Annotated in this window: 15 protein-coding genes; 11 read left to right on the top strand and 4 right to left on the bottom strand. The window is 69.7% G+C overall.

The features are described from left to right. Position 1 precedes the first annotated feature (1 nt). Entirely contained in the window at positions 2-1,216 is a 1,215-nt protein-coding gene (gene fabB, locus MNQ95_RS09565; RefSeq protein WP_241952717.1) for a beta-ketoacyl-ACP synthase I, read from the top strand. Between the two features lie 210 nt (positions 1,217-1,426). Here the strand turns inward: fabB and MNQ95_RS09560 are convergent, their stop codons facing one another. Together MNQ95_RS09560 and MNQ95_RS09555 are read right to left on the bottom strand one after the other, a co-directional pair. Beyond that, the gene (locus MNQ95_RS09560; protein WP_241952716.1) at positions 1,427-3,472 is read right to left on the bottom strand and encodes a M3 family metallopeptidase; all 2,046 of its coding nucleotides are present in this window, start codon (positions 3,470-3,472) and stop codon (positions 1,427-1,429) included. Between the two features lie 183 nt (positions 3,473-3,655). Beyond that, entirely contained in the window at positions 3,656-4,759 is a 1,104-nt protein-coding gene (locus MNQ95_RS09555; protein WP_162408445.1) for a PLP-dependent cysteine synthase family protein, read from the bottom strand. A 148-nt stretch (positions 4,760-4,907) separates the two neighbouring features. Here MNQ95_RS09555 and MNQ95_RS09550 point away from each other — a divergent pair, with 148 nt between their 5' ends. Both MNQ95_RS09550 and MNQ95_RS09545 read left to right on the top strand, forming a co-directional pair. Continuing rightward, entirely contained in the window at positions 4,908-6,653 is a 1,746-nt protein-coding gene (locus MNQ95_RS09550) for an alpha/beta hydrolase (protein WP_241952715.1), read from the top strand. Between the two features lie 72 nt (positions 6,654-6,725). Beyond that, the gene (locus tag MNQ95_RS09545) at positions 6,726-8,690 is read left to right on the top strand and encodes a pyridoxal phosphate-dependent decarboxylase family protein (RefSeq protein WP_241952714.1); all 1,965 of its coding nucleotides are present in this window, start codon (positions 6,726-6,728) and stop codon (positions 8,688-8,690) included. A gap of 102 nt (positions 8,691-8,792) precedes the next feature. On the opposite strand, the gene glmS is transcribed toward MNQ95_RS09545, so the two are convergent. Then, the gene (gene glmS / locus MNQ95_RS09540) at positions 8,793-10,625 is read right to left on the bottom strand and encodes a glutamine--fructose-6-phosphate transaminase (isomerizing) (RefSeq protein ID WP_241952713.1); all 1,833 of its coding nucleotides are present in this window, start codon (positions 10,623-10,625) and stop codon (positions 8,793-8,795) included. Positions 10,626-10,868: 243 nt separating this feature from the next. Here glmS and MNQ95_RS09535 point away from each other — a divergent pair, with 243 nt between their 5' ends. The 7 genes from MNQ95_RS09535 (at position 10,869) to MNQ95_RS09505 (ending at position 18,914) form a co-directional block, all read left to right on the top strand. Next, entirely contained in the window at positions 10,869-12,143 is a 1,275-nt protein-coding gene (locus MNQ95_RS09535; protein ID WP_241952712.1) for an efflux RND transporter periplasmic adaptor subunit, read from the top strand. Positions 12,144-12,202: 59 nt separating this feature from the next. Continuing rightward, complete coding sequence (locus tag MNQ95_RS09530; protein WP_162408449.1) at positions 12,203-12,931, top strand: ABC transporter ATP-binding protein; 729 nt, start codon at positions 12,203-12,205, stop codon at positions 12,929-12,931. A 10-nt stretch (positions 12,932-12,941) separates the two neighbouring features. Further along, entirely contained in the window at positions 12,942-14,243 is a 1,302-nt protein-coding gene (locus MNQ95_RS09525; protein WP_241952711.1) for an ABC transporter permease, read from the top strand. Positions 14,244-14,370: 127 nt separating this feature from the next. Next, positions 14,371-15,609 carry an ABC transporter permease gene (locus tag MNQ95_RS09520; protein ID WP_241952710.1) on the top strand — a complete coding sequence of 413 codons (1,239 nt, stop codon included), beginning with the start codon at positions 14,371-14,373 and terminating at the stop codon, positions 15,607-15,609. After that, positions 15,606-16,160, top strand: coding sequence for a nuclear transport factor 2 family protein (locus tag MNQ95_RS09515; RefSeq protein WP_241952709.1), 555 nt, complete (start codon positions 15,606-15,608; stop codon positions 16,158-16,160). The genes MNQ95_RS09520 and MNQ95_RS09515 overlap by 4 nt, the downstream gene beginning before the upstream one ends. 36 nt (positions 16,161-16,196) lie before the next feature. Then, the gene (locus tag MNQ95_RS09510; RefSeq protein ID WP_241952708.1) at positions 16,197-17,534 is read left to right on the top strand and encodes a sigma-54-dependent transcriptional regulator; all 1,338 of its coding nucleotides are present in this window, start codon (positions 16,197-16,199) and stop codon (positions 17,532-17,534) included. A 42-nt stretch (positions 17,535-17,576) separates the two neighbouring features. Further along, positions 17,577-18,914, top strand: a complete 1,338-nt coding sequence (locus MNQ95_RS09505; RefSeq protein ID WP_162408454.1) for a sensor histidine kinase — start codon at positions 17,577-17,579, stop codon at positions 18,912-18,914. A gap of 176 nt (positions 18,915-19,090) precedes the next feature. Here MNQ95_RS09505 and glmU read toward each other — a convergent pair whose 3' ends face one another. Continuing rightward, positions 19,091-20,464 (bottom strand): bifunctional UDP-N-acetylglucosamine diphosphorylase/glucosamine-1-phosphate N-acetyltransferase GlmU, encoded by a 1,374-nt coding sequence (gene glmU / locus MNQ95_RS09500; RefSeq protein WP_241952707.1) that lies wholly within the window; start codon positions 20,462-20,464, stop codon positions 19,091-19,093. A gap of 113 nt (positions 20,465-20,577) precedes the next feature. Between glmU and MNQ95_RS09495 the strand changes: the two genes are divergently transcribed. Then, the gene (locus MNQ95_RS09495; protein ID WP_162408456.1) at positions 20,578-20,961 is read left to right on the top strand and encodes a GtrA family protein; all 384 of its coding nucleotides are present in this window, start codon (positions 20,578-20,580) and stop codon (positions 20,959-20,961) included. Positions 20,962-20,979: the final 18 nt, after the last annotated feature.

Below are 20,979 nucleotides of genomic sequence, written 5' to 3'. Positions count from 1 at the left end.
CATGGCACGCCGCATCGCCATCACCGGCATGGGCATCACCTCATGCCTGGGCAATGATCTCGACACCGTCTCCGCCGCGCTGCGCGAAAGCCGCGCCGGCATCCGCGCCCTGCCCGACCACGCCGAACGCGGCCTGCGCAGCCAGGTCGGCGGCGCGGTCGAACTGGACCTGGACGCGGAGATCGACCGCAAGCTCAAGCGCTTCATGAGCGACGCGGCGGCCTACAGCTACGTGTCCATGCGCGACGCCATCGCCGACGCCGGCCTGGACGAGGCGCAGGTGAGCAACCCGCGCACCGGCCTGATCGCCGGTTCCGGTGGCGGCTCCAGCCGCTGGCAGGTGGAAACGGCAGACCTGCTGCGCGAGCGCGGGGTGCGCAAGGTCGGCCCGTACATGGTCCCGCGCACGATGTGCTCGACCGTGTCGGCCAACCTGGCCACCGCGTTCAAGATCAAGGGCCTGAGCTATTCGATCAGCGCGGCCTGCGCGACCTCGGCGCACTGCATCGGTGCCGCGGCCGACCTGATCCGCCACGGCGCCCAGGACATCGTCTTCGCCGGCGGCGGCGAGGACCTGGACTGGACCATGAGCGTGATGTTCGACGCGATGGGCGCGCTGTCGTCCTCGTTCAACGACACGCCGGAGAAGGCTTCGCGTCCGTACGACGCCGGCCGCGACGGCTTCGTCATCGCCGGCGGCGGCGGCATGCTGGTGCTGGAGGACTGGGACCACGCGATCGCGCGCGGCGCGCGCATCCATGCCGAGCTGGTCGGCTACGGCGTGACCTCCGACGGCGCCGACATGGTCGCCCCGTCCGGCGAGGGTGCGGTGCGCTGCATGCACATGGCGCTGGAAGGCGTGCGTGGCCGCAAGGTCGATTACCTCAACACCCACGGCACCTCCACGCCGCTGGGCGACGTGACCGAGTTGCAGGCGGTGCGCGAGGTGTTCGGCGAAGCGGTGCCGCCGCTGTCCTCGACCAAGGCCCTGTCCGGCCACTCGCTCGGTGCGGCCAGCGTGCACGAGGCGATCTACTGCCTGCTGATGATGCGCGACGGCTTCATCGCCGGCTCGGCCAACATCGAGAACCTCGACCCGCGCGCGGAAGGCTTCCCGATCGTGCGCGAAAGCCGCGACGCGCAGCTGGACCTGGTGATGTCCAACAGCTTCGGCTTCGGCGGCACCAACGGCACGCTGGTGTTCGCGCGGCCCTGAGCGCAGCGGCGGTTACGTGACGTGAAACGGAGAAGCCCGGCGCAAGCCGGGCTTCTTGTCATGGGGACGCAGCGGCTCTGCGGGCAGCGAGGACGCTGCACCGCCCGCATCCCGGCTACGCGCGCATCCGGGCCCGACCGGCAAGATCCTGGATCCCCCTCGTAGCGCGGGGCTTGCGCCGTTACGAACGCTTCCCCATCCTGCGCCGCCTCAGGCCGCCATCCCCGAGTGCCGCAGCAGCGCATCGATGTTCGGCGCACGGCCGCGGAAGGCGGTGAAGTTCTCCAGCGCGCTGCGACTGCCACCGCGCGACAGCACCTCGGCGAGGAAGCGCGCGCCCGTGGCTGCCAGCTGGTCCGGGGCTTCCTCGAAGGCGGCATAGGCATCGGCGCTGAGCACCTCGGCCCACTTGTAGCTGTAGTAACCGGCACCGTAACCACCGGCGAAGATGTGGCTGAACTGGTGCGGGAAGCGATGCCAGGCCGGCGCGCGATTGACCGCGACCTCGTCGCGCACGCGTTCCAGCAGCTGCAGCACGCTTTCCTGTTCCGGCACGAAGCGGCTGTGCAGCTCCATGTCGAACAGAGCGAACTCCAGCTGGCGGACGGTGAACATGCCGCTCTGGAAATTCCGGGCTGCCAGCATCCTGTCGAACAGTGCGCGCGGCAGCGGCGCGCCGCTGTCCACGTGCGCGGTCATCGCCTGCACGCGCATCCACTCCCAGCAGAAGTTTTCCATGAACTGGCTGGGCAGCTCCACCGCATCCCACTCCACGCCGTTGATCCCGGCCACCGGCAGCTCGCCGATCGCGGTCAACAGCTGGTGCAGGCCGTGGCCCATCTCGTGGAACAGGGTGGTGACCTCGTTATGGGTGAAGGTGGCCGGCTTGCCGTCAACGCCCTTGCCGAAGTTGCAGACCAGGTAAACGAGCGGTGTCTGAACAGCCGACGGCGTCTGGGTGGCGGACGCGCGGGCGCGGCGATTGCGGCAATCATCCATCCAGGCGCCACCGCGCTTGCCTTCGCGCGCGTACAGGTCCAGGTAGAACTGGCCCAGCAGCTGGCCGTGCGCATCCTCGACCCGGTAGAAGCGCACGTCCGGGTGCCACGCCGGCGCGGTGTCCGGCTTCACCTTCACCGCGTACAGCGATTCGATCACGGCGAACAGGCCGGCCAGGACCGGCTCCTCGGAGAAGTACTGCTTCACTTCCTGCTCCGAATAGCTGTAACGCGCCTGCTTGAGCTTCTCGCTGGCGTAGCCCAGGTCCCAGGGCTGCAGCTCGTCCAGGCCCAGTTCGGTGCGGGCGAACACTTCCAGCTCGGCGCGATCGCGGCGCGCGAACGGCAGCGCGCGGCCAGCCAGGTCGCGCAGGAAGGCCAGTACCTCGTCGGGCGATTGCGCCATCTTGGTGGCCAACGAGTACTCGGCGTAGCTGGCGAACCCCAGCAGCCCGGCCAGTTCGGCGCGCAGCGCGAGGATGCGGTCGATGAGGGCGCTGTTGTCCAGCTCCGCCGGACCGGCCTCGGAAGCGCGCAGGCCGTTGGCGCGATACAGCGCCTCGCGCAGCGCGCGGTCGTCGGCGTAGGCCTGCACCGGCAGGTAGCACGGCATCTGCAGGGTCAGCTTCCAGCCCGGCCTGCCCTCCTTCTCCGCGGCCGCGCGCGCGGCCGCGACCACGTCCGCCGGCAGGCCGGACAGCCGTGCCTGGTCCTCGACGTACAGCGCGAACGCGTCGGTCGCGTCGAGCACGTTCTGCGAGAACTTCGCCGACAGCGCCGCCAGCTCCTCCTGCACCGCCGAGTAGCGCTGCTTGCCGGCGTCATCCAGCTCCGCGCCGCCGAGTCGGAAATCACGCAGCGCGTTGTCGACCACCTTGCGCCGCACCGCGTCGTAGCCGGCGTACTCCGGTGCGGCCACCAATGCCTTGTACTGCGCGAACAACTGCAGGTTCTGGCCCAGCGACGCACCGAAGCGGGTCACCTTGGGCAGGTTGGCGTTGTAGGCCTCGCGCAGCGCCGGGGTGTTGACCACCGCCTGCAGGTGCCCGACCTGGCCCCAGGCGCGCCACAGGCGTTCGGTGGCGTCCTCCAGCGGGACGACGAAGCTGCCCCAGGTCAGCGGCGCAACGGCCTCGGCATCCTTCACCGCCGCTTCGGCCTGGGCAAGCAGCGCGTCGATGGCGGGTGCCACGTGCTCGGGGCGAATCGCGTCGAAACGGGGGAGACCGGAAAAATCGAGCAGCGGATTGGCTTGCATGGAGGGCCGTGGATCGTGGGTTCACCGGATAGATGCCGCCAGCCGGGGCGGAAATCAAGCATGCCGGACCGTTGGCCAGGCACCCGCGCAGGCCTGCGCCACGAATCCGACACGCGACGGGATCGTGGAACCGGCGGGTTCGTCGCCCGCCGCTGGCGGCCCGGCCGCCGGCGAGGCGCCGCGCTACAGCTCCCCGCAGGCCGGCAGTCCGTCCAGCATCCCGCCCGCCACGGCCGCGGCGATTGCCTGGTCCGCGCCCTCCACGTCGATCCCGTGCCGCACGTACCAGGCCGGGTCGTAGTAGCTGTGCGCATAGCGCGCGCCACTGTCGCAGAGGATGCTCACGATCGAGCCGCCCTGCCCGGCTTCGTGCATCGCCTGGGCGGCGCGCAGCACGCCGACGAAGTTGGTACCGGTCGAACCGCCCACGCGGCGACCCAACGCGGCGCTGACGTGCCGCATCGCGGCCAGGCTCAGCGCATCGGGCACCTTGACCATCGCATCGACGCAGCCGGCAATGAAGCTGCGCTCCACCCGCGGCCTGCCGATGCCTTCGATCCGCGAACCGCCGCCGATGGCCAGGCCGACATCGGCGCGACCCTCGCGACAGGACACGTAGTAGTCGTAGAACACCGACGTTTCCGGGTCGGCGCAGAGCACCCGCGTGTCGTGGCGTCGGTAGCGCACGTAGCGACCCAGGGTCGCGCTTGTGCCGCCGGTACCCGGGCCGCACACGATCCACGTCGGCACCGGATGCGGCTCCTCGGCCATCTGCTTGAAGATCGACTCGGCGATGTTGTTGTTGGCGCGCCAGTCGGTGGCCCGTTCGGCGTAGGTGAACTGGTCCATGAAGTGGCCGCCGGTCTCGCGAGCCAGCGCTTCGGACTCTTCGTTGAGCGAGCAGGCGCTCTCGACCAGGTGGCAGCGGCCGCCCTGGAACTCGATCGCGGCGATCTTCTCGGGCGAGGTCGAGGCCGGCATCACTGCGATGAACGGCAGGCCCAGCAGGCGCGCGAAGTAGGCCTCCGACACCGCGGTCGATCCGCTGGATGCCTCCACCACCGTGCTGCCTTCGCGCAGCCAGCCGTTGGCCAGCGCGTAGAGGAACAGCGAACGCGCCAGGCGGTGCTTGAGGCTGCCGGTGGGGTGGCTGGACTCGTCCTTCAGGTAGACGTCGACGCCCGGGTAGCCCGGCAGCGGCAGCGGGATCAGGTGGGTATCGGCCGAACGGTTGAAGTCGGCCTCGATCGTGTGGATGGCGGCGGCCACCCAGGCGCGCTGGGACATGGACGTGCTTGCGAATGCGGTATCGCGATCTTACCGGGACGGATCGACCCCGCGGAGACGGGAAGCGCGACCGCGGTCACGTCAATGACCCGGGCCGCTATAGTGGTCCCGGGGGCGCCTTGTGCGCATACAGGCTAGGGGGAACCGGATGGGAAACTCCGCGACTGAAGCAGGTGACACACCCGGCGGGCGCGGTCGCGCGCTGGCCAGCACGATCCGCCAGCGCCTGTTCGGTCGCTTCCGCAACACCGGACTGGTGCTGGGTGCGCTGTTCTTCTTCGCCTCGCTCACTCCCAGCCTCACGCCGCGCATCACCGTCGCGCAGGCGGTGCTCTCGGGACTTTGCCTGGCCGCCGGCTACGGACTGGGCGTGCTGCTGCGCTGGCTGTGGGCCTACCTCGAACTGCCCCTGCCGGGCGCTGGCGGCGAGAAACAGCGGCGCCGCATCGTGCTCGCGTCCTGTGCCGCGCTCGCCGCCATCGCTTTGTGGCGCAGCCAGCACTGGGACAACATCGTCCGCACCCTGATGCACCTGGAGCCGGCTGCACCCGCGCGCGCCCTGGGCGTGCTCGCGGGTGCGCTCCTGGTCGCCGTGCTGGCCGTCGTGGTCGGACGCGCTGCACTGGCGGCCGTGCGCGCGGTGATGGGCCTGGTCGCGCGCCGCGTGCCGCGCCGGATCGCCCGCGTCGTGGGCGCGATCGCTGGCGTGCTGCTGCTGGTGGGCCTGGTCAACGGGGTGATCTTCAGTGCGATCCTGGACATGCTCGACGCCTCGTACCGGCAGGCCGACAGCCTGATCCCGCCCGAAATGCAGGCGCCGCAGGAGTCGGACAGCCCCGGCAGCGCGCAGTCGCTGGTGGCCTGGAACGAACTGGGCCGGATGGGCCGGCGTTATGTCGATGCAAGGCCCACGGCCGCCGACATCGCCCAGCTCGCAGGCCCCGGTGCCAAGGCGCCGCTGCGCGTCTATGCGGGCCTGCCCACCGGCGACACGCCGGAAGAACGGGCCCGCCTGGCACTGGAAGAACTCAAGCGGGTCGGTGGTTTCTCGCGCAAGGCGCTGGTGATCATCACCCCGACCGGTACCGGCTGGGTGGATCCGTCGGGCATCGACGGAATCGAATACCTGTACCGCGGCGACATGGCCAGCGTCGCGGTGCAGTACTCGTACCTGTCCAGCCCGCTCACCCTGTTCCTCGACCCCGATACCGGCGGTGTCACCGCGCGCGCGCTGTTCCGCGAGGTGTACGGCTACTGGCGCACGTTGCCGGCCGGGCAGCGGCCCAAGCTGTTCCTGCACGGCCTGAGCCTGGGCGCGCTCAATTCCGAGCGTTCGTTCGAGCTGTTCGAGCTGCTGGAAGAACCATTCGATGGCGCGGTCTGGAGCGGGCCGCCGTTCGCGGCCTCGCAATGGGCCGGGCTGACCCGGGCGCGCACTCCGGGCACGCCGGTGTGGCTGCCGCAGTTCGAGGACGGCTCGTTCGTCCGCTTCATGAACCAGGAAGGCAGCTCCACCCCGCCCGGCACGCCCTGGGGACCGATGCGGCTGGTGTACCTGCAGTACGGCAGCGACGCGGTGACCTTCTTCGACCGGAACAGCTTCTTCCGCCGGCCCGAACTGCTCGATGCCCCGCGCCCTCCGGATGTATCCCCGGCCATGCGCTGGTATCCGGTGGTGACCGCGATGCAGATGGCGATGGACACCTCGCTGTCGATGAGCGCGCCGATGGGTTTCGGCCACGTCTACGCGCCCTCGCACTACATCGATGCATGGCTCGAAGTCACCGGCATCGATGACTGGTCGCCGGAGGACGTGGCCCGGCTGCAGCGCCACCTGGACGAACGCCGCGCCTCGGAACTGTCCAAGGTCCCGGACCAGACCGTCGACGGCTGAGCCGCCGGACCATCCACCGCCGGTTTGATCCAGATCAGGGGCCAACCGGGCACGTCGGCATAGGCTGCCCGCATGTCCGACCCACGCCTGGCCAATGCCGCCCTCCCGATGGATTCCGCTGCCCCCGGCGCGGAGCAGCGTCGGCTCGACGCCTGCTTCCTGGGCCCCTACGGCGAGAACGACTCGCTGCTGGAAAAGCTGGTGGTGGAATTCCTCCGCGACCACGTGCACTGGCGCCGCAATTTCCATCCCGAGGATCCGCCCGCCATCCCCACCACCGCGGCGCAGCATCCGCAGTACCAGGCGCTGGAAGCGAAGATGCGCCGCGAGCTGCACCAGCTGTCGGCTGCGCTGAAGCAATCGGTGCCTTTCCACAGCCCGCGCTACATCGGCCACATGGCCTCGGACCTGCTGTTGCCCGGGCTGGCGGCGCAGATCCTCGCCTTGCCCTACAACCCGAACAACGTCAGCGAAGACGCCGCGCCGATCACCGTGCAGCTGGAGATCCAGGCCGGGCTGCAGCTGGCGCGCATGCTCGGATATCCCAGCGACCCCACGCGGCCGGACTGCGCATTCGGCCACCTGACTTCCGGCGGCACCCTGGCCAACTACCAGGCCCTGCGGCTGGCGTTGGCGCTGAAGGCGTTCCCGGTCGCGCTGCGCGCGGCGGGCGTACCGGACATCGGCGTGCCCGAAGACGATTGGCAGGCTTTCAACCTGGAGCCGGCCGCCGCGATCGCATTGCTGGTGCGATGGCAGGACTGGCTCGCCGGGCTGGATGACGGCGAGGGCCGGGCCTGGCGCGAACGCTTCCAGGCCCAGCGCCCGGAGACCCTGGGGCTGGTCGAATTCTTCGCCCGCCACCGCGACCTGAAGGTCCCGCAGGTACTGGCGCCGATCACCGCGCACTACTCCTGGAGCAAGGGCCTGAAGATGCTCGGCCTCGGTCGCGCGCAGCTGCGCCTGGTGGCGACGCGCGGCATGCGCATGGATGCCGACGCCCTGCGCCAGGTGCTGGACGACTGCGAACGCGAGCGCCAGCCGGTGCTGACGGTCGTGGGCGTGCTGGGCAGCACCGAGTACGGCACGATCGACCCGCTCGACGAGATCGTGCAGGCGCGTCGCGACATGGCCGCGCGCGGGCTGGGCTTCGGCATCCACGTCGATGCGGCCTGGGGCGGCTACCTGGCCACGCTGTTCCGCAATCCCGACGGCAGCCTGCGCACGCCAGCGGAAATCCGCGGCGAGTACCGCGACTTCCCGCAGCCGGAGGTGCATGCCGCCTTCGCGGCCCTGGCCGAAACCGATTCGGTGACGGTGGATCCGCACAAGCTCGGCTACCTGCCCTACGGCACCGGTGCCTTCATCTGCCGCGACCATCGTGCGACCGCGCTGATCGCCGAACAGGCCGACTACGTGTTCATGGAAGGCGCATCCGGCGACTACATGGCGCGCTACCGGCAGCTGGGCCAGTACATCCCCGAAGGCTCCAAGTCCGGCGCGGCGGCCGCGGCCGTCTACGTCACCCACCGCGTGCTGCCCCTGGACCATGCCAACTTCGGCCTGATGCCCCGGCAGACGGTGCTGGCCGCCGAGGCGTTCCAGGCGCGCGCGCAACGGTTCGCGCGGGACATGCAGGGCGTGGTCTCGGCCTGCGTGCCGTTCCCCCCCGACAGCAACCTGGTCTGCCTTGCGCTCAACCCCCACGGCAACCGCGACCTGGCTACCGCCAACGCCTTCGTCCGCCGGCTCTACGACGAGCTGCGCTGCGACCCGCACAAGCCCCTGCAGGTCAAGCAGTTCTTCTCATCGATCACAACCTTGCAGCGATCGATGGTCGGCGACGCGGAGCTGCATCGCATCCTGGACGGGCTGGGCATCGATACGGGGACGCTGGACCACGACCGGGCCGACCGGCTGGTGATCCTGCGGCACACGCTGATGAATCCCTACCTGATCGACCACGAGAACGGCATCAGCTACATCGACCGGTACTTCGAATACCTGGGCGTGCTGCTGGGCACCGCGCGGGGATAGCCGCCACGGCGCTGACGCGGGCGGCCGTTGGCCGGCCACGCGGCGGAGCGGCCGCCACCGGGCAGGCCAGAGCGTCACCAAGGACGGGCCTGGCCCGTCCGGTCACTCCACCGTGACCGACTTGGCCAGGTTGCGCGGCTTGTCCACGTCGGTGCCGCGCGCCAGGGCGGTGTGGTACGCCAGCAGCTGCACCGGGATCGTGTGGATCACCGCGCTGAGCACGCCGGCGTGGCGCGGGGTGCGAATCACGTGCACGCCTTCGGACTCGCTGAAGTGGCTGTCCTGGTCGGCGAACACGAACAGCTCGCCACCGCGCGCGCGCACTTCCTGCATGTTCGACTTCACCTTCTCCAGCAGGCGGTCGTTGGGCGCGATCACCACCACCGGGATGGAGGCATCCACCAGCGCCAGTGGACCGTGCTTGAGCTCGCCGGCCGGGTAGGCCTCGGCGTGGATGTAGGTGATTTCCTTGAGCTTGAGCGCGCCTTCCAGTGCGATCGGATAATGCAGGCCGCGGCCCAGGAACAGCGCGTTCTGCTTGCCGGCGAAGCGCTCGGCCCACAGCGCGATCTGCGGCTCCAGGTTCAGCGCGTGCTGCACGCTGCCCGGCAGGTGGCGCAGCTGCTCGAGGTAGTCGGCTTCCTGCTCCGGGGTGATCCGCCCGTGCAGCTTGCCAAGCACCATGGTCAGCTGGAACAGCGCGGCCAGCTGGGTGGTGAACGCCTTGGTCGAAGCCACGCCGATCTCGGCGCCGGCGCGGGTGTAGCAGACCAGTTCGCTGGCGCGCGGGATCGCGCTCTCGGGCACGTTGCAGATCGACAGGGTGTGGCGATGGCCCAGCGACTTGGCGTACTTGAGCGCCTCCATCGTGTCCAGGGTTTCGCCGGACTGGGAGATGGTGACGATCAGGTGGTCCGGATCGGCGTAGGCATCACGGTAGCGGTACTCGCTGGCGATCTCCACCGAGCACGGCAGGCCGGCGATCGCCTCGATCCAGTAGCGCGCGGTCAGGCCCGCGTAGTAACTGGTGCCGCAGGCCAGGATCTGTACGCCGGTCACGCCGCGCAGCACTTCGCCGGCCTTGGCGCCGAACAGCCCGGGCTCGAATCCACCCGCGTCGATCGCCGCTTCGATCGTGTCGGCGATCGCGCGCGGCTGCTCGTGGATTTCCTTCTGCATGAAGTGCCGGTACGGGCCCAGCTCAAGCGAAGCCAGCGACACGTCGGAGACGTGCACCTCGCGCTCCACCGGAGCATCGTCGCCGTCGAACACACGCACGCCGGCGCGGGTGAGTTCGGCGGTGTCGCCTTCTTCCAGGAAGATCACCCGGCGGGTGGCCTGGAGGATCGCCGAAACATCGGACGCGACGAAGTTCTCGCCCTCGCCCAGGCCCACCAGCAGCGGGCACCCCATCCGCGCGCAGACCAGGCGTCCAGGCTCGGACCGGCTGAGCACGGCCAGTGCGTAGGCACCGGTCAGTTCCTTCACCGCCGCCTGGAGTGCGGCGAGCAGGTCGCGGCCACCGGCCATGTGGTGGTGGATCAGGTGCGCGATGACCTCGGTGTCGGTCTGCGACTCGAAGACGTAGCCCAGCAAAGCCAGCCGTTCGCGCTGGGCTTCATGGTTCTCGATGATCCCGTTGTGGACCAGGGCCAGGTCGCCGTGGCTGATGTGCGGGTGCGCGTTGGCCTCGGTCACTCCGCCATGCGTGGCCCAGCGGGTATGGCCGATGCCCAGCACGCCGCGAAAGCCCTCGGCCACTGCCGCCTGCTCCATCTCGGCCACGCGCCCGGTGCGGCGTACGCGGCGCACGCTGGTGGCGTCGGCCACCGCGATGCCGGAGGAGTCATAGCCGCGGTACTCAAGGCGCTTGAGGCCCTCGACCAGGACCGGTACCACATCGCGATCCGCGATCGCGCCGACGATGCCGCACATGCCGCCATCCAGTTGCGGGGAAGATCGCGATTCTAGCGGAGTCGGTCCCGCCGCTGGCCGGGCCCTGTCCCTCCACGACCCGGATCTGTCTTCGCGCTGTCCGCCCGGCGCGGAAGTGTCCGGGAGTGTCCGCTGGACGCGACGGACACTTTCTTGTGGGCACGTTTTCCTTTCAATTCATATAGTTGAAGTTGGCACGCCGCATGCGTTGTTGGGTACGACCTTTCTTGCCCGTGGCCGCGCATGATCCCCGACACCTCCGCCCAGGACCGCCCGCTCTCCTCCGCCTCGCAAGCCCGCCCGGCGTGGCGCCGCTGGCTGTGGCCGGCGCTGGCGGCGCTGCCGGTCCTGGCGCTGCTGGCCTGGGTGGTCGCCGGCTGGGGCGCCGGCTCGCGCTCCTATGACGCCTCGCGGGTCCGCGTGGCCGAGGTCAAGCGCGGCGACCTGGTCCGAGACATCTCCGCCGACGGCCGGGTCATCACCGCCAACAGCCCGACCCTGTACGCCATCGCCGGCGGCACGGTCAGCCTGCAGGTGGTGGCCGGCGATGCGGTGAAGAAGGACCAGCCGCTGGCGGTGATCGACAGCCCGGAACTGCGCAGCAAGCTGGTGCAGGAGGAGTCGACCCTGGCCAGCATGGAGGCCGAAGCCAGCCGCGCCCAGCTCGACGCGCGGATCGCCCGGCTCAATGCGCGCAAGGCGCTGGACCAGGCCGAGATCGACCATGTCGCCGCGCAGCGCGACCTGGAACGCTACGAGCGCGGCCACGCCGGTGGCGCGGTTTCCAACATCGAACTGGCCAGCGCCCGCGACGAACTGAAGAAGGCACAGATCGGCCTGAAGACCACCCAGAGCGACGCCGGCCTGCAGGACCAGGGCGCGAGCCTGGACGCGCGCAACAAGCGCCTGCTCGCCGACCGCCAGCAGGCGGTGGTGGCCGAGCTTCAGCGCCAGGTCGCCGCACTGACCCTGCGCGCGCCGTTCGACGGCCAGGTCGGCCAGGTGCAGATTTCGCAGGGCACCAACGTGGCGATCAACGCGCCGATCCTGAGCGTCGTCGACCTGAGCGAGTTCGAGGTCGAGATCCGCGTGCCGGAGAGCTTCGCCCGCGACCTGGCGATCGGCGTCCCGGCGCAGGTGACCAGCCAGGGCACGCCGTTCGCGGCCAAGGTTTCGGCGGTGTCGCCGGAAGTGGTCAACGGCGAGGTCACCGCGCGCCTGCGCTTCGACGACGGCAAACAGCCACCGGGCCTGCGCCAGAACCAACGCCTGTCCGCGCGCATCGTGCTCGACACCCGCCAGGACGTGCTGATGGTCGAGCGCGGCCCGTTCGTCGAGCAGGACGGCGGCCGCTGGGCCTGGGTGGTGGACGGCCGCAGCGCCACGCGCCAGCCGATCCAGACCGGCACCAGCAGCCTGGGCTACGTGGAAATCGTGTCCGGGCTGAAGGAAGGCGACCGCATCGTCGTCTCCGGCAGCGACCAGTTCGGCGACGCCGAACGCGTGGCGATCAACTGAACCCCTGCATCCCTCCCCCCTTTCCCGCACCACCCGACATCACCAAGAGGAATCCCGCCATGCTGGAAATGCGCCAGGTCTCCAAGATCTACCGGACCGCGATGGTCGAAACCCACGCACTGCGCTCGCTCGACCTGCACGTGCGCGAAGGCGAGTTCGTCGCGGTGACCGGCCCGTCCGGCTCGGGCAAGACCACCTTCCTCAACATCGCCGGATTGCTCGAAACCTTCAGCGAAGGCGACTACCTGCTCGACGGCGAGAACGTGCGCGGCCTGTCCGACGATGCGCGCAGCCGCCTGCGCAACCACAAGATCGGCTTCATCTTCCAGGGCTTCAACCTGATCCCGGACCTGAACCTGTTCGACAACGTCGACGTGCCTTTGCGCTACCGCGGGCTGTCGGCCGCCGACCGCAAGGCGCGGATCGAGAAGGCGCTGGGCCAGGTCGGCCTGGCCTCGCGGATGAAGCACTACCCGGCCGAACTGTCCGGTGGCCAGCAGCAGCGCGTGGCGATCGCCCGCGCCCTGGCCGGCGAACCCAGGCTGCTGCTGGCCGACGAACCGACCGGCAACCTCGACTCGCAGATGGCGCGCGGGGTGATGGAACTGATGGAGCAGATCAACGCCGCCGGCACCACCATCGTGATGGTCACCCACGACCCGGAACTGGCCGCGCGCGCGCAGCGCAACGTGCACATCGTCGACGGCGTGGCCACCGACCTGTCGGTCGAGCCCAGCCTGAGCCGGCTGGCCCGCACCGATGTCGCCGCATCCGACGCTACGGCCTGAGGAGGCGTCCATGTTCGCCTACTACTGCAACCTGGCCCTGCGCAGCTTCCGCCGCGACAAGGCCCTGACCGCGCTGATGGTGTTCGCCATCGCCCTGGGCATCGGTGCGTGCATGACCACGCTGACCGTGTTCCACGTGCTGTCCGGCGATCCGATGCCGGGCAAGAGCCACCAGCTGTTCTACGTGCAGCTGGATCCGGCCGAGATGAATGATTTCACCCCCGGCGAGGAACCCAGCGAGCAGGTCACCCGCTACGACGCCGAAACCCTGCTGCGCGAGAAGCGCGGCGATCGCCAGGCGATGATGACCGGCGGCGGCGTATCGGTCACGCCCGACCGCGAAGGCCTGGTTCCGTTCGTGTCCGACGCGCGCTACACCACCTCCGACTTCTTCCCGATGTTCGACGTGCCGATGCTGTACGGCAACGGCTGGAGCGCGAAGGAGGACGAGGCGCATGCGCGCGTGGCGGTGATCTCCAAGTCACTCAACGAGCGCGCGTTCGGCGGCGCCAACAGCGTCGGCAAGCAGCTGCGCATCGACCAGACCGACTTCACCGTGGTCGGCGTGATCGAGGACTGGCGGCCGACCCCGCGCTTCTACGACATGAACAGCGATCGCTACGGCGCGCTGGAAGACGTCTTCCTGCCGTTCTCGACCTCGCGCGACCTGGAGATGGGCCGCAACGGCAGCATGGACTGCTGGGGCGACAGCAACGGCGACTCCACCAGCGTCAGCGCGCCGTGCGTGTGGATCCAGTACTGGGTCCAGCTCGATACCGCCGAGAAGGCCGGCGCCTACCGCGATTACCTGGTCAACTACTCCGACCAGCAGCGCACCGCCGGCCGCTACAAGCGCCCGACCAACGTGCGCCTGCGCAACGTCATGGAGTGGCTGGAGTTCAACCGCGTGGTGCCCAACGACGTGGTGATGCAGCTGTGGCTGGGCTTCGGCTTCCTGCTGGTCTGCCTGGTGAACACGGTCGGCCTGCTGCTGGCCAAGTTCCTGCGCCGCGGCAGCGAGATCGGCGTACGCCGCGCCCTGGGCGCCTCGCGCGGGGCGATCTTCACCCAGTGCCTGGTCGAAGCCGGTGCAATTGGTGTTGCCGGCGGCATCCTCGGCCTGGGCCTGTCGCTGCTGGGCCTGTGGGCGGTACGCCTGCAGCCGGCCAGCTACGCCGAGCTGGCGCACCTGGACGTGGGCATGCTGCTGCTGACCTTCGTGCTGGCCATCGTCGCCAGCGTCCTGGCTGGCCTGCTGCCCGCCTGGCGCGCGATGCAGGTCACCCCGGCGATCCAGCTCAAGAGCCAGTGACGCAGCGCGGGGCCCGCCCCGCGACTGCCGTCAATCGAAACAGCGGTCGACCGGGCCTACCCGCCGACTACAAGGACCGAAGCAGCGGGCACGCCCCGCTCTACGCAAGACAACCCGGAGACGCTCCATGGACATCCGACCGATCCTCTCGACCCTGATGCGGCACAAGACCGCCGCATCGCTGATCGTCATCGAGATCGCGCTGACCTGCGCGATCATCTGCAACGCGCTGTTCATGATCAGCGACCGCCTCACCCAGATCCGCGAGATCAGCGGCCTGGCCGAGGACGAGCTGGTCCGCGTGCAGATCCTCAGCATCGGCAGCGACGCCGACCAGAACGCGCGGACCCGCACCGACCTGGTGGCACTGCGCGGAATCCCCGGGGTGAAGGACGCGACCGTGCTCAACCAGGTGCCGTTCGTGAATTCCTCCTGGAACAGCGGCGTGCGCCTGAAGCAGGAGCAGCAGCAGTCCACGCTCAGCGCGACCACCTACATGGCCGAAGACCAGTTCATCGAGACCCTGGGCCTGAAGCTGGTGGCCGGACGCGACTTCAACGCCGACGAATACAGCGACGCCTCGTCCCTGCTGGATGGCCTGACCGACGGCGACAACGGCATCCCCGGGGCGATCATCACCCGCGCGCTCGCCGACAAGCTGTTCCCCGGCGAGGACCCGATCGGCAAGGGCTTCTACAGCTGGAGCGACAAGCCGACCCGCGTCGTGGGCGTGGTCGAGAACCTGGTCCGCCCGAGCAACCAAGGCGGCCCCACCGCACGCGAATACTCGATGGTGTTCCCGCTGCGCCCGCACTACAACCTGGGCGGCAACTACCTGATCCGCACCTCGCCCGAGCGCCGCGCCGAAGTGCTTGAAGCGGCCAAGAAGGTGCTGCAGGCCAACGGCGCCGACCGCATCATCATGGAAGAGAACACCAAGACGGTCGAAGAGCTGCGCGGCGAATTCTTCCAGGCGCCGCGCGCGATGGCCTGGCTGCTGGGCATCGTCTGCGTGGTGTTGCTGCTGGTGACCGCCCTGGGCATCGTCGGCCTGGCCAGCTTCTGGGTGCAGCAGCGGACCAAGCAGATCGGCGTTCGCCGCGCGCTGGGTGCGACGCGCGGCCAGATCCTGCGCTACTTCCAGACGGAGAACTTCCTGCTGGCCAGTATTGGTATTGCGCTCGGCATGCTGCTGGCGTTCGCGATCAACCAGCTGCTGATGGGCAAGTACGAGATGGCGCGCCTGCCGCTGTTCTACCTGCCTGCCGGCGCGGTCCTGCTGTGGGCGCTGGGCCAGGTCGCGGTCTGGGCGCCCGCGCGGCGCGCCGCCTCGATCCCGCCGGCCGTGGCGACCCGCAGCGTATGAACCGCCGCTACCAGCACGCACGCCCGGCCACCACCGCGCGGATCGTGGCGCCCAATGCCGCATGGGCCTGCGTGCTGGCCGGCATCGCCTGGCTGGCGTCCGGACTCCCCGCTTCGGCGGCCGAGCCCGAACAGCCGCCCACCGGCGCCGGGCTCACCGCGACCATCGCCGCGCTGGACGCGGCCGTGTTCGACGCGTTCAACCGCTGCGCCGAACCGGGCCAGCTCGACCGCCACGCCGGCTACTTCGACCCGGCGGTCGAGTTCTACCACGACACCGGCGGGGTGACCTGGACGCGCGAGGCGATGCTGGACAACACCCGCAAGTACGTCTGCGGGAAGTTCACCCGCGAGCTCGTGCCCGGCAGCCTCGCCGTATATCCCGTGGCCGGCTTCGGCGCGATCGCGCGCGGCGAGCACCGCTTCTGCCAGTCCGGCGCGGGCACGTGCGACGGCCAGGCGGATTTCGTCATCGTCTGGCGCCTGCGCGACGGCCAGTGGCAGATCACCCGCGTGCTCAGCTTCGGCCACCGCGCCGCCGGGAACGGGTAGCCTTTACCCTCCCGCCAGGAACACGACCCCGCCTGCATGTCCACGATCCTCGTCATCGACGACAACCCCGCGGTCGCCACCGCGCTGGAAGTGCTGTTCTCGCTGCACGACCTTTCGACCGTGCATGCCGCCTCGCCCGAGGCGGGGCTGGCGCTGCTCGACAGCGAGGCGGTCGACCTGGTGATCCAGGACATGAACTTCACCGCCGACACCACCTCCGGTGACGAGGGTCGCGCCCTGTTCGCCGCGATCCGGCAGCGCCACACCGACCTGCCGGTGGTGCTGCTCACCGCGTGGACCCATCTGGAAAGCGCGGTGGAACTGATCAAGGCCGGCGCCGCCGACTACGTGGCCAAGCCGTGGCAGGACGCCAAGCTGCTGGGCACGGTCAACAACCTGCTGGAACTGGCCGACGCACGCCGCGAACTGGACCAGCGCCGCGACGGCGAACGCCGGCGCCGCGACGACCTGGCCCGTCGCTACGACCTGTGCGGCGCGGTGTTCGCCGACCCGGCCAGCGAGCGCGTCGTCGCCCTGGCCTGCCAGGTCGCGCGTTCGGACCTGCCGGTACTGGTCACCGGTCCCAACGGCAGCGGCAAGGAGAAGATCGCCGAGATCATCCAGGCCAATTCGCCGGCCAAGGGCGGTCCGTTCGTCACCCTCAACTGCGGCGCACTGCCGGCCGACCTGATCGAGGCCGAACTGTTCGGCGCCGAGGCCGGCGCCTACACCGGCGCCAACAAGGCGCGCGAAGGCAAGTTCGAGGCCGCCGACGGCGGCACCCTGTTCCTGGACGAAATCGGCAACCTGCCGCCGGCCGGGCAGATGAAGCTGCTGCGCGTGCTCGAAACCGGGCGCTTCGCGCGGCTCGGCTCCAACCGCGAGCGCCAGGTCAAGGTGCGCGTGGTCAGCGCGACCAACGCCGACCTGCCGACGATGATCCGCGAAGGCACGTTCCGCGAAGACCTCTACTACCGGCTCAACACCATCGAGCTGGCGATGCCGCCGCTGGCCGAGCGTCCCGGCGACATCCTGCCGCTGGCCGAGCGCTTCCTCGATGGCGGCAAGCGGCTGTCGGCCGCCGCCGTCACCGCGCTGCAGCGCCATCCATGGCCGGGCAACGTGCGCGAGCTGCGCAACGTGATCCAGCGCGCGCAGCTGCTCGCCACCGGGGCGCGGATCGAGGTCGCCGACCTGGGCCTGCCGCGCGCGCCCGCGCTGCGTGGCGGGCCGGCGCAGGAGCCCGAGCGCGAGCAGCTCGAGGCGGCGCTGCAACGCGCCGGCGGCGTGATCGCCCAGGCGGCCGCCGAACTGGGCATGAGCCGGCAGGCGCTGTACCGGCGCATGGAGCGCCACGGGCTCAAGCCCGCATGACCCCCACCCACCACGCCAGCGCCCCCGCGTGAGCCGCCCCGGATGATCCGTCGCACCCTCACCCTTCGCCTGTTCCTGCGCCTGCTGCCGGTGCTGGCCCTGGCCGCGGCGCTGCCCTGGGCATTCGGCTACTGGATCGACCGGGGCTGGCTGCTGGCCGTGCTTTCGGTGCTGATCCTGCTCGGGCTCATGTGGTGGAGCCTGTACCGGGCGCTGGCACCGCTGCGCGCCCTGTTCCGCGCGCTAGCCGGCAGCGTCAACACCTACCGCGACGGCGAATTCAACTTCGGCGTGCACTGGCGCAGCGACGACGAGCTGGGCGAGCTGGTCCGCGCGCACGGCGAACTCGGCGAAGTGCTGCGCGAGCAGCGCCTGGAACTGGTCCAGCGCGAGCTGCTGCTGGACACCATGGTCCAGAACACGCCTGTGGCGATGCTGCTGTCGGCCGACGGCGGCGACGGCGTGCGCCGCGTGGTCTACGCCAACGTGGCTTCGCGCAAGCTGCTCAACGACGGGCGCAAGCTCGAGGGCCAGCGCATCGGCGAACTGGTCGACGGCCTGCCGGTGGAACTGCGCGAGGCGCTCGCCCGTGGCGCCGACAGCCTGTTCGCCGTGCCGGCCGAGGAAGGCGACGAGGAAGAGGTCTACCACCTGTCACGCCGCAATTTCAGCCTCAACGGCCGCCGCCACGAGCTGATGCTGATCCGCCTGATGACCCCGGAGCTGCGCCGCCAGGAAGTACAGACCTGGAAGAAGGTGATCCGGGTGATCAGCCACGAACTGAACAACTCGCTGGCCCCGATCGCCTCGCTGGCGCACTCCGGCGCCGAACTGGTCCGGCGCGAGCGCTACGAGCGGCTCGGCGAGGTGTTCTCCACGGTCGAGGACCGCGCACGCCACCTGGAAGGCTTCATCCGCGGTTACGCGCGCTTCGCCAAGCTGCCGCAACCACAGCTGCAGCCGGTGGTCTGGCGCGACTTCCTCGGTCGCCTGCAGCGGCAGATCGGCTTCGAGCTGGAAGGCGCCAGCGCGGAACTGCAGGCGCGGGTCGATCCGGCGCAGATGGAACAGGCCCTGCTGAACCTGCTCAAGAACGCGCACGAGGCCGGTGGCGACGCTTCGCCGCCCAGCGACGAGGTGCGCGTGCGCCTGCTGCGCCTGCCCGGGTGGACCCGGATCGAAGTGCTGGACCGCGGCGCCGGCATGAACGACGCGGTGCTGCAGAACGCGCTGCTGCCGTTCTATTCGACCAAGCGCAATGGCACCGGCCTGGGGCTGGCGCTGACCCGCGAGATCATCGAAGCGCACGGCGGGCGCCTGTCGCTGCAGAACCGCAGCGATGGCGGCCTGTGCGTGGCGGTGATGCTGCCGGAGAGCTGAGCCGTTCGCGGGCCGGTATGTGGCCCGGGCCGTGCTGCAGCAGCATGCCCTTGTAGGAGCGGGCATGACCGCGACACCGACGTCCCTGGCAGCCCCGTCGACGACGGATCGCAGGCGTGTATCGGTGTCGCGGTCATGCCCGCTCCTACAAAAAACACAAGTCAGCGCTGTCGAGCTCAGTCCTTCGGCTTCTTCTGCGGCCGCTTCCAGCCTTCCAGCGTGCCCTGCCGCGCGCGCGCGACCGTCAGCTCGCCGGCGGGCGCGTTGCGGGTGATCACCGAACCGGCGCCGATGGTCGCGCCGGCGCCGATCTCCACCGGCGCCACCAGCGCCGAGTTCGAGCCGATGAAGGCGCCGTCGCCGATGGTCGTGGTCGACTTGTTCACGCCGTCGTAGTTGCAGGTGATGGTACCGGCACCGATGTTCACGCCCGCGCCGATATTCGCGTCGCCCAGGTAGGTGAGGTGGTTGGCCTTGCTGCCCAAGCCCAGCACCACCTTCTTGGTCTCGACGAAGTTGCCGACATGCACGCCGTCGGCCAGCACCGTGCCCGGTCGCAACCGCGCGTAGGGACCGATCTGCGCCGCCCCCTCGCTGACCACGCCATCGAGGTCGCAGTGCGCGCGCACCACGGTCCCCGCTCCCAGCCGCACGTCCTTGAGCCGGGTGAACGGGCCGATGCGCACGCCATCACCCAGTTCGACTTCGCCTTCGAGCACCACGTTGGCATCGATCTCCACGTCGCGGCCGACGCGCACGCTGCCGCGCTGGTCCAGGCGTGCCGGGTCGAGCAGGCGCGCGCCTTGCGCGCACAAGGCCTTCGCGCAGCGCAGCTGGAATGCGCGCTCGAGCTGGGCCAGCTGCCACGGATCGTTGGCGCCCTCGGCCTCCAGCGGGTCGGCGACCAGGACAAGTTCGGCCGGGTTGTATTCCTCGGCGGCCATCGCGAACACGTCGGTCAGGTAGTACTCGCCCTGGCTGTTGCCGTTGGAAAGCCGCGCCAGCCAGCGCTTCAGCGGGTCGGCCTCGGCGGCGATGATGCCGGTGTTGATGGTGCGGATCCGGCGCTGCTCCTCGTCGGCATCGCGATGTTCGACGATCGCCGCCACCCGCCCCTGCGGATCGCGCACGATGCGTCCGTAGCCACTCGGATCCTGCGGCTCGGCCACCAGCACGCGCAGCAGGCCGGGGGCATCGAGCAGCCGGCGCAAGGTGTCGGGCGCGGTCAGCGGCACGTCGCCGTACAGCACCAGCACGTCCACCGCCTCGGGAATGGCCGGCATCGCCTGCTGCACCGCATGGCCGGTGCCCAGCTGCTGCGCCTGCACCGCCCAGTGCAGGTCGTCCTGGCCGGCGAAGGCCGTGCGCACCGCATCGCCGCCATGGCCGTAGACCACGTGGATGCCGGCCGGCTGCAACGCGCGCGCGGTGTCGATCACGTGCGCCAGCATCGGGCGTCCGCCGATGGGCTGCAGCACCTTGGGCAGGGCCGACTTCATCCGCTTGCCCTCGCCGGCGGCGAGGATGACCACGTGCAATGGCTGGCTCATCTGGAACCCGATCCTGGAAGTGGCTCGATTCTACGCCGGGCCCTGTCTTTCATTGCAGGCCAGGACCCTACAATGCGCTTTCGCGATGCCCGTCGTCGCCAGGAAACCGCACGATGCCGCTCCTTCGCCAAGGCAGCCATTACCTCGCATTCGGCATCCTGCAACTGGTGCTGGACTGGTCGCTGTTCGTGGCGTTCACCACGTTCGGCATGGCCGCCGCACCGGCCAACCTGGCCAGTCGCACCGCGTCCGCCGTGCTGGGTTTCTGGCTCAACGGGCGCTACACCTTCGCCGACAGCCAAGGCAGCCGCCTGGGCTGGCGCCGCTTCGTCCGCTTCTGGGCGCTGTGGATCGTGATGACCGTGCTCAGCACGGTGCTGGTGGCTTCGGTCGAAGCCCACCTCGGCCTGCGCTGGGCATGGCTTGCCAAGCCGGTAGTCGAGGTCGGCCTGGCGGCGGCCAATTTCTTCCTGCTGCGCCGGCTGGTGTACCGCTGAGGCGCGCGGGCATCGATC

This window comes from Pseudoxanthomonas daejeonensis, from assembly GCF_022637495.1.
Lineage (GTDB): Bacteria > Pseudomonadota > Gammaproteobacteria > Xanthomonadales > Xanthomonadaceae > Pseudoxanthomonas > Pseudoxanthomonas daejeonensis.
The sequence above is the reverse complement of the archived record's forward strand: the minus strand, read 5'-3'. Positions and strand labels throughout refer to the sequence as shown.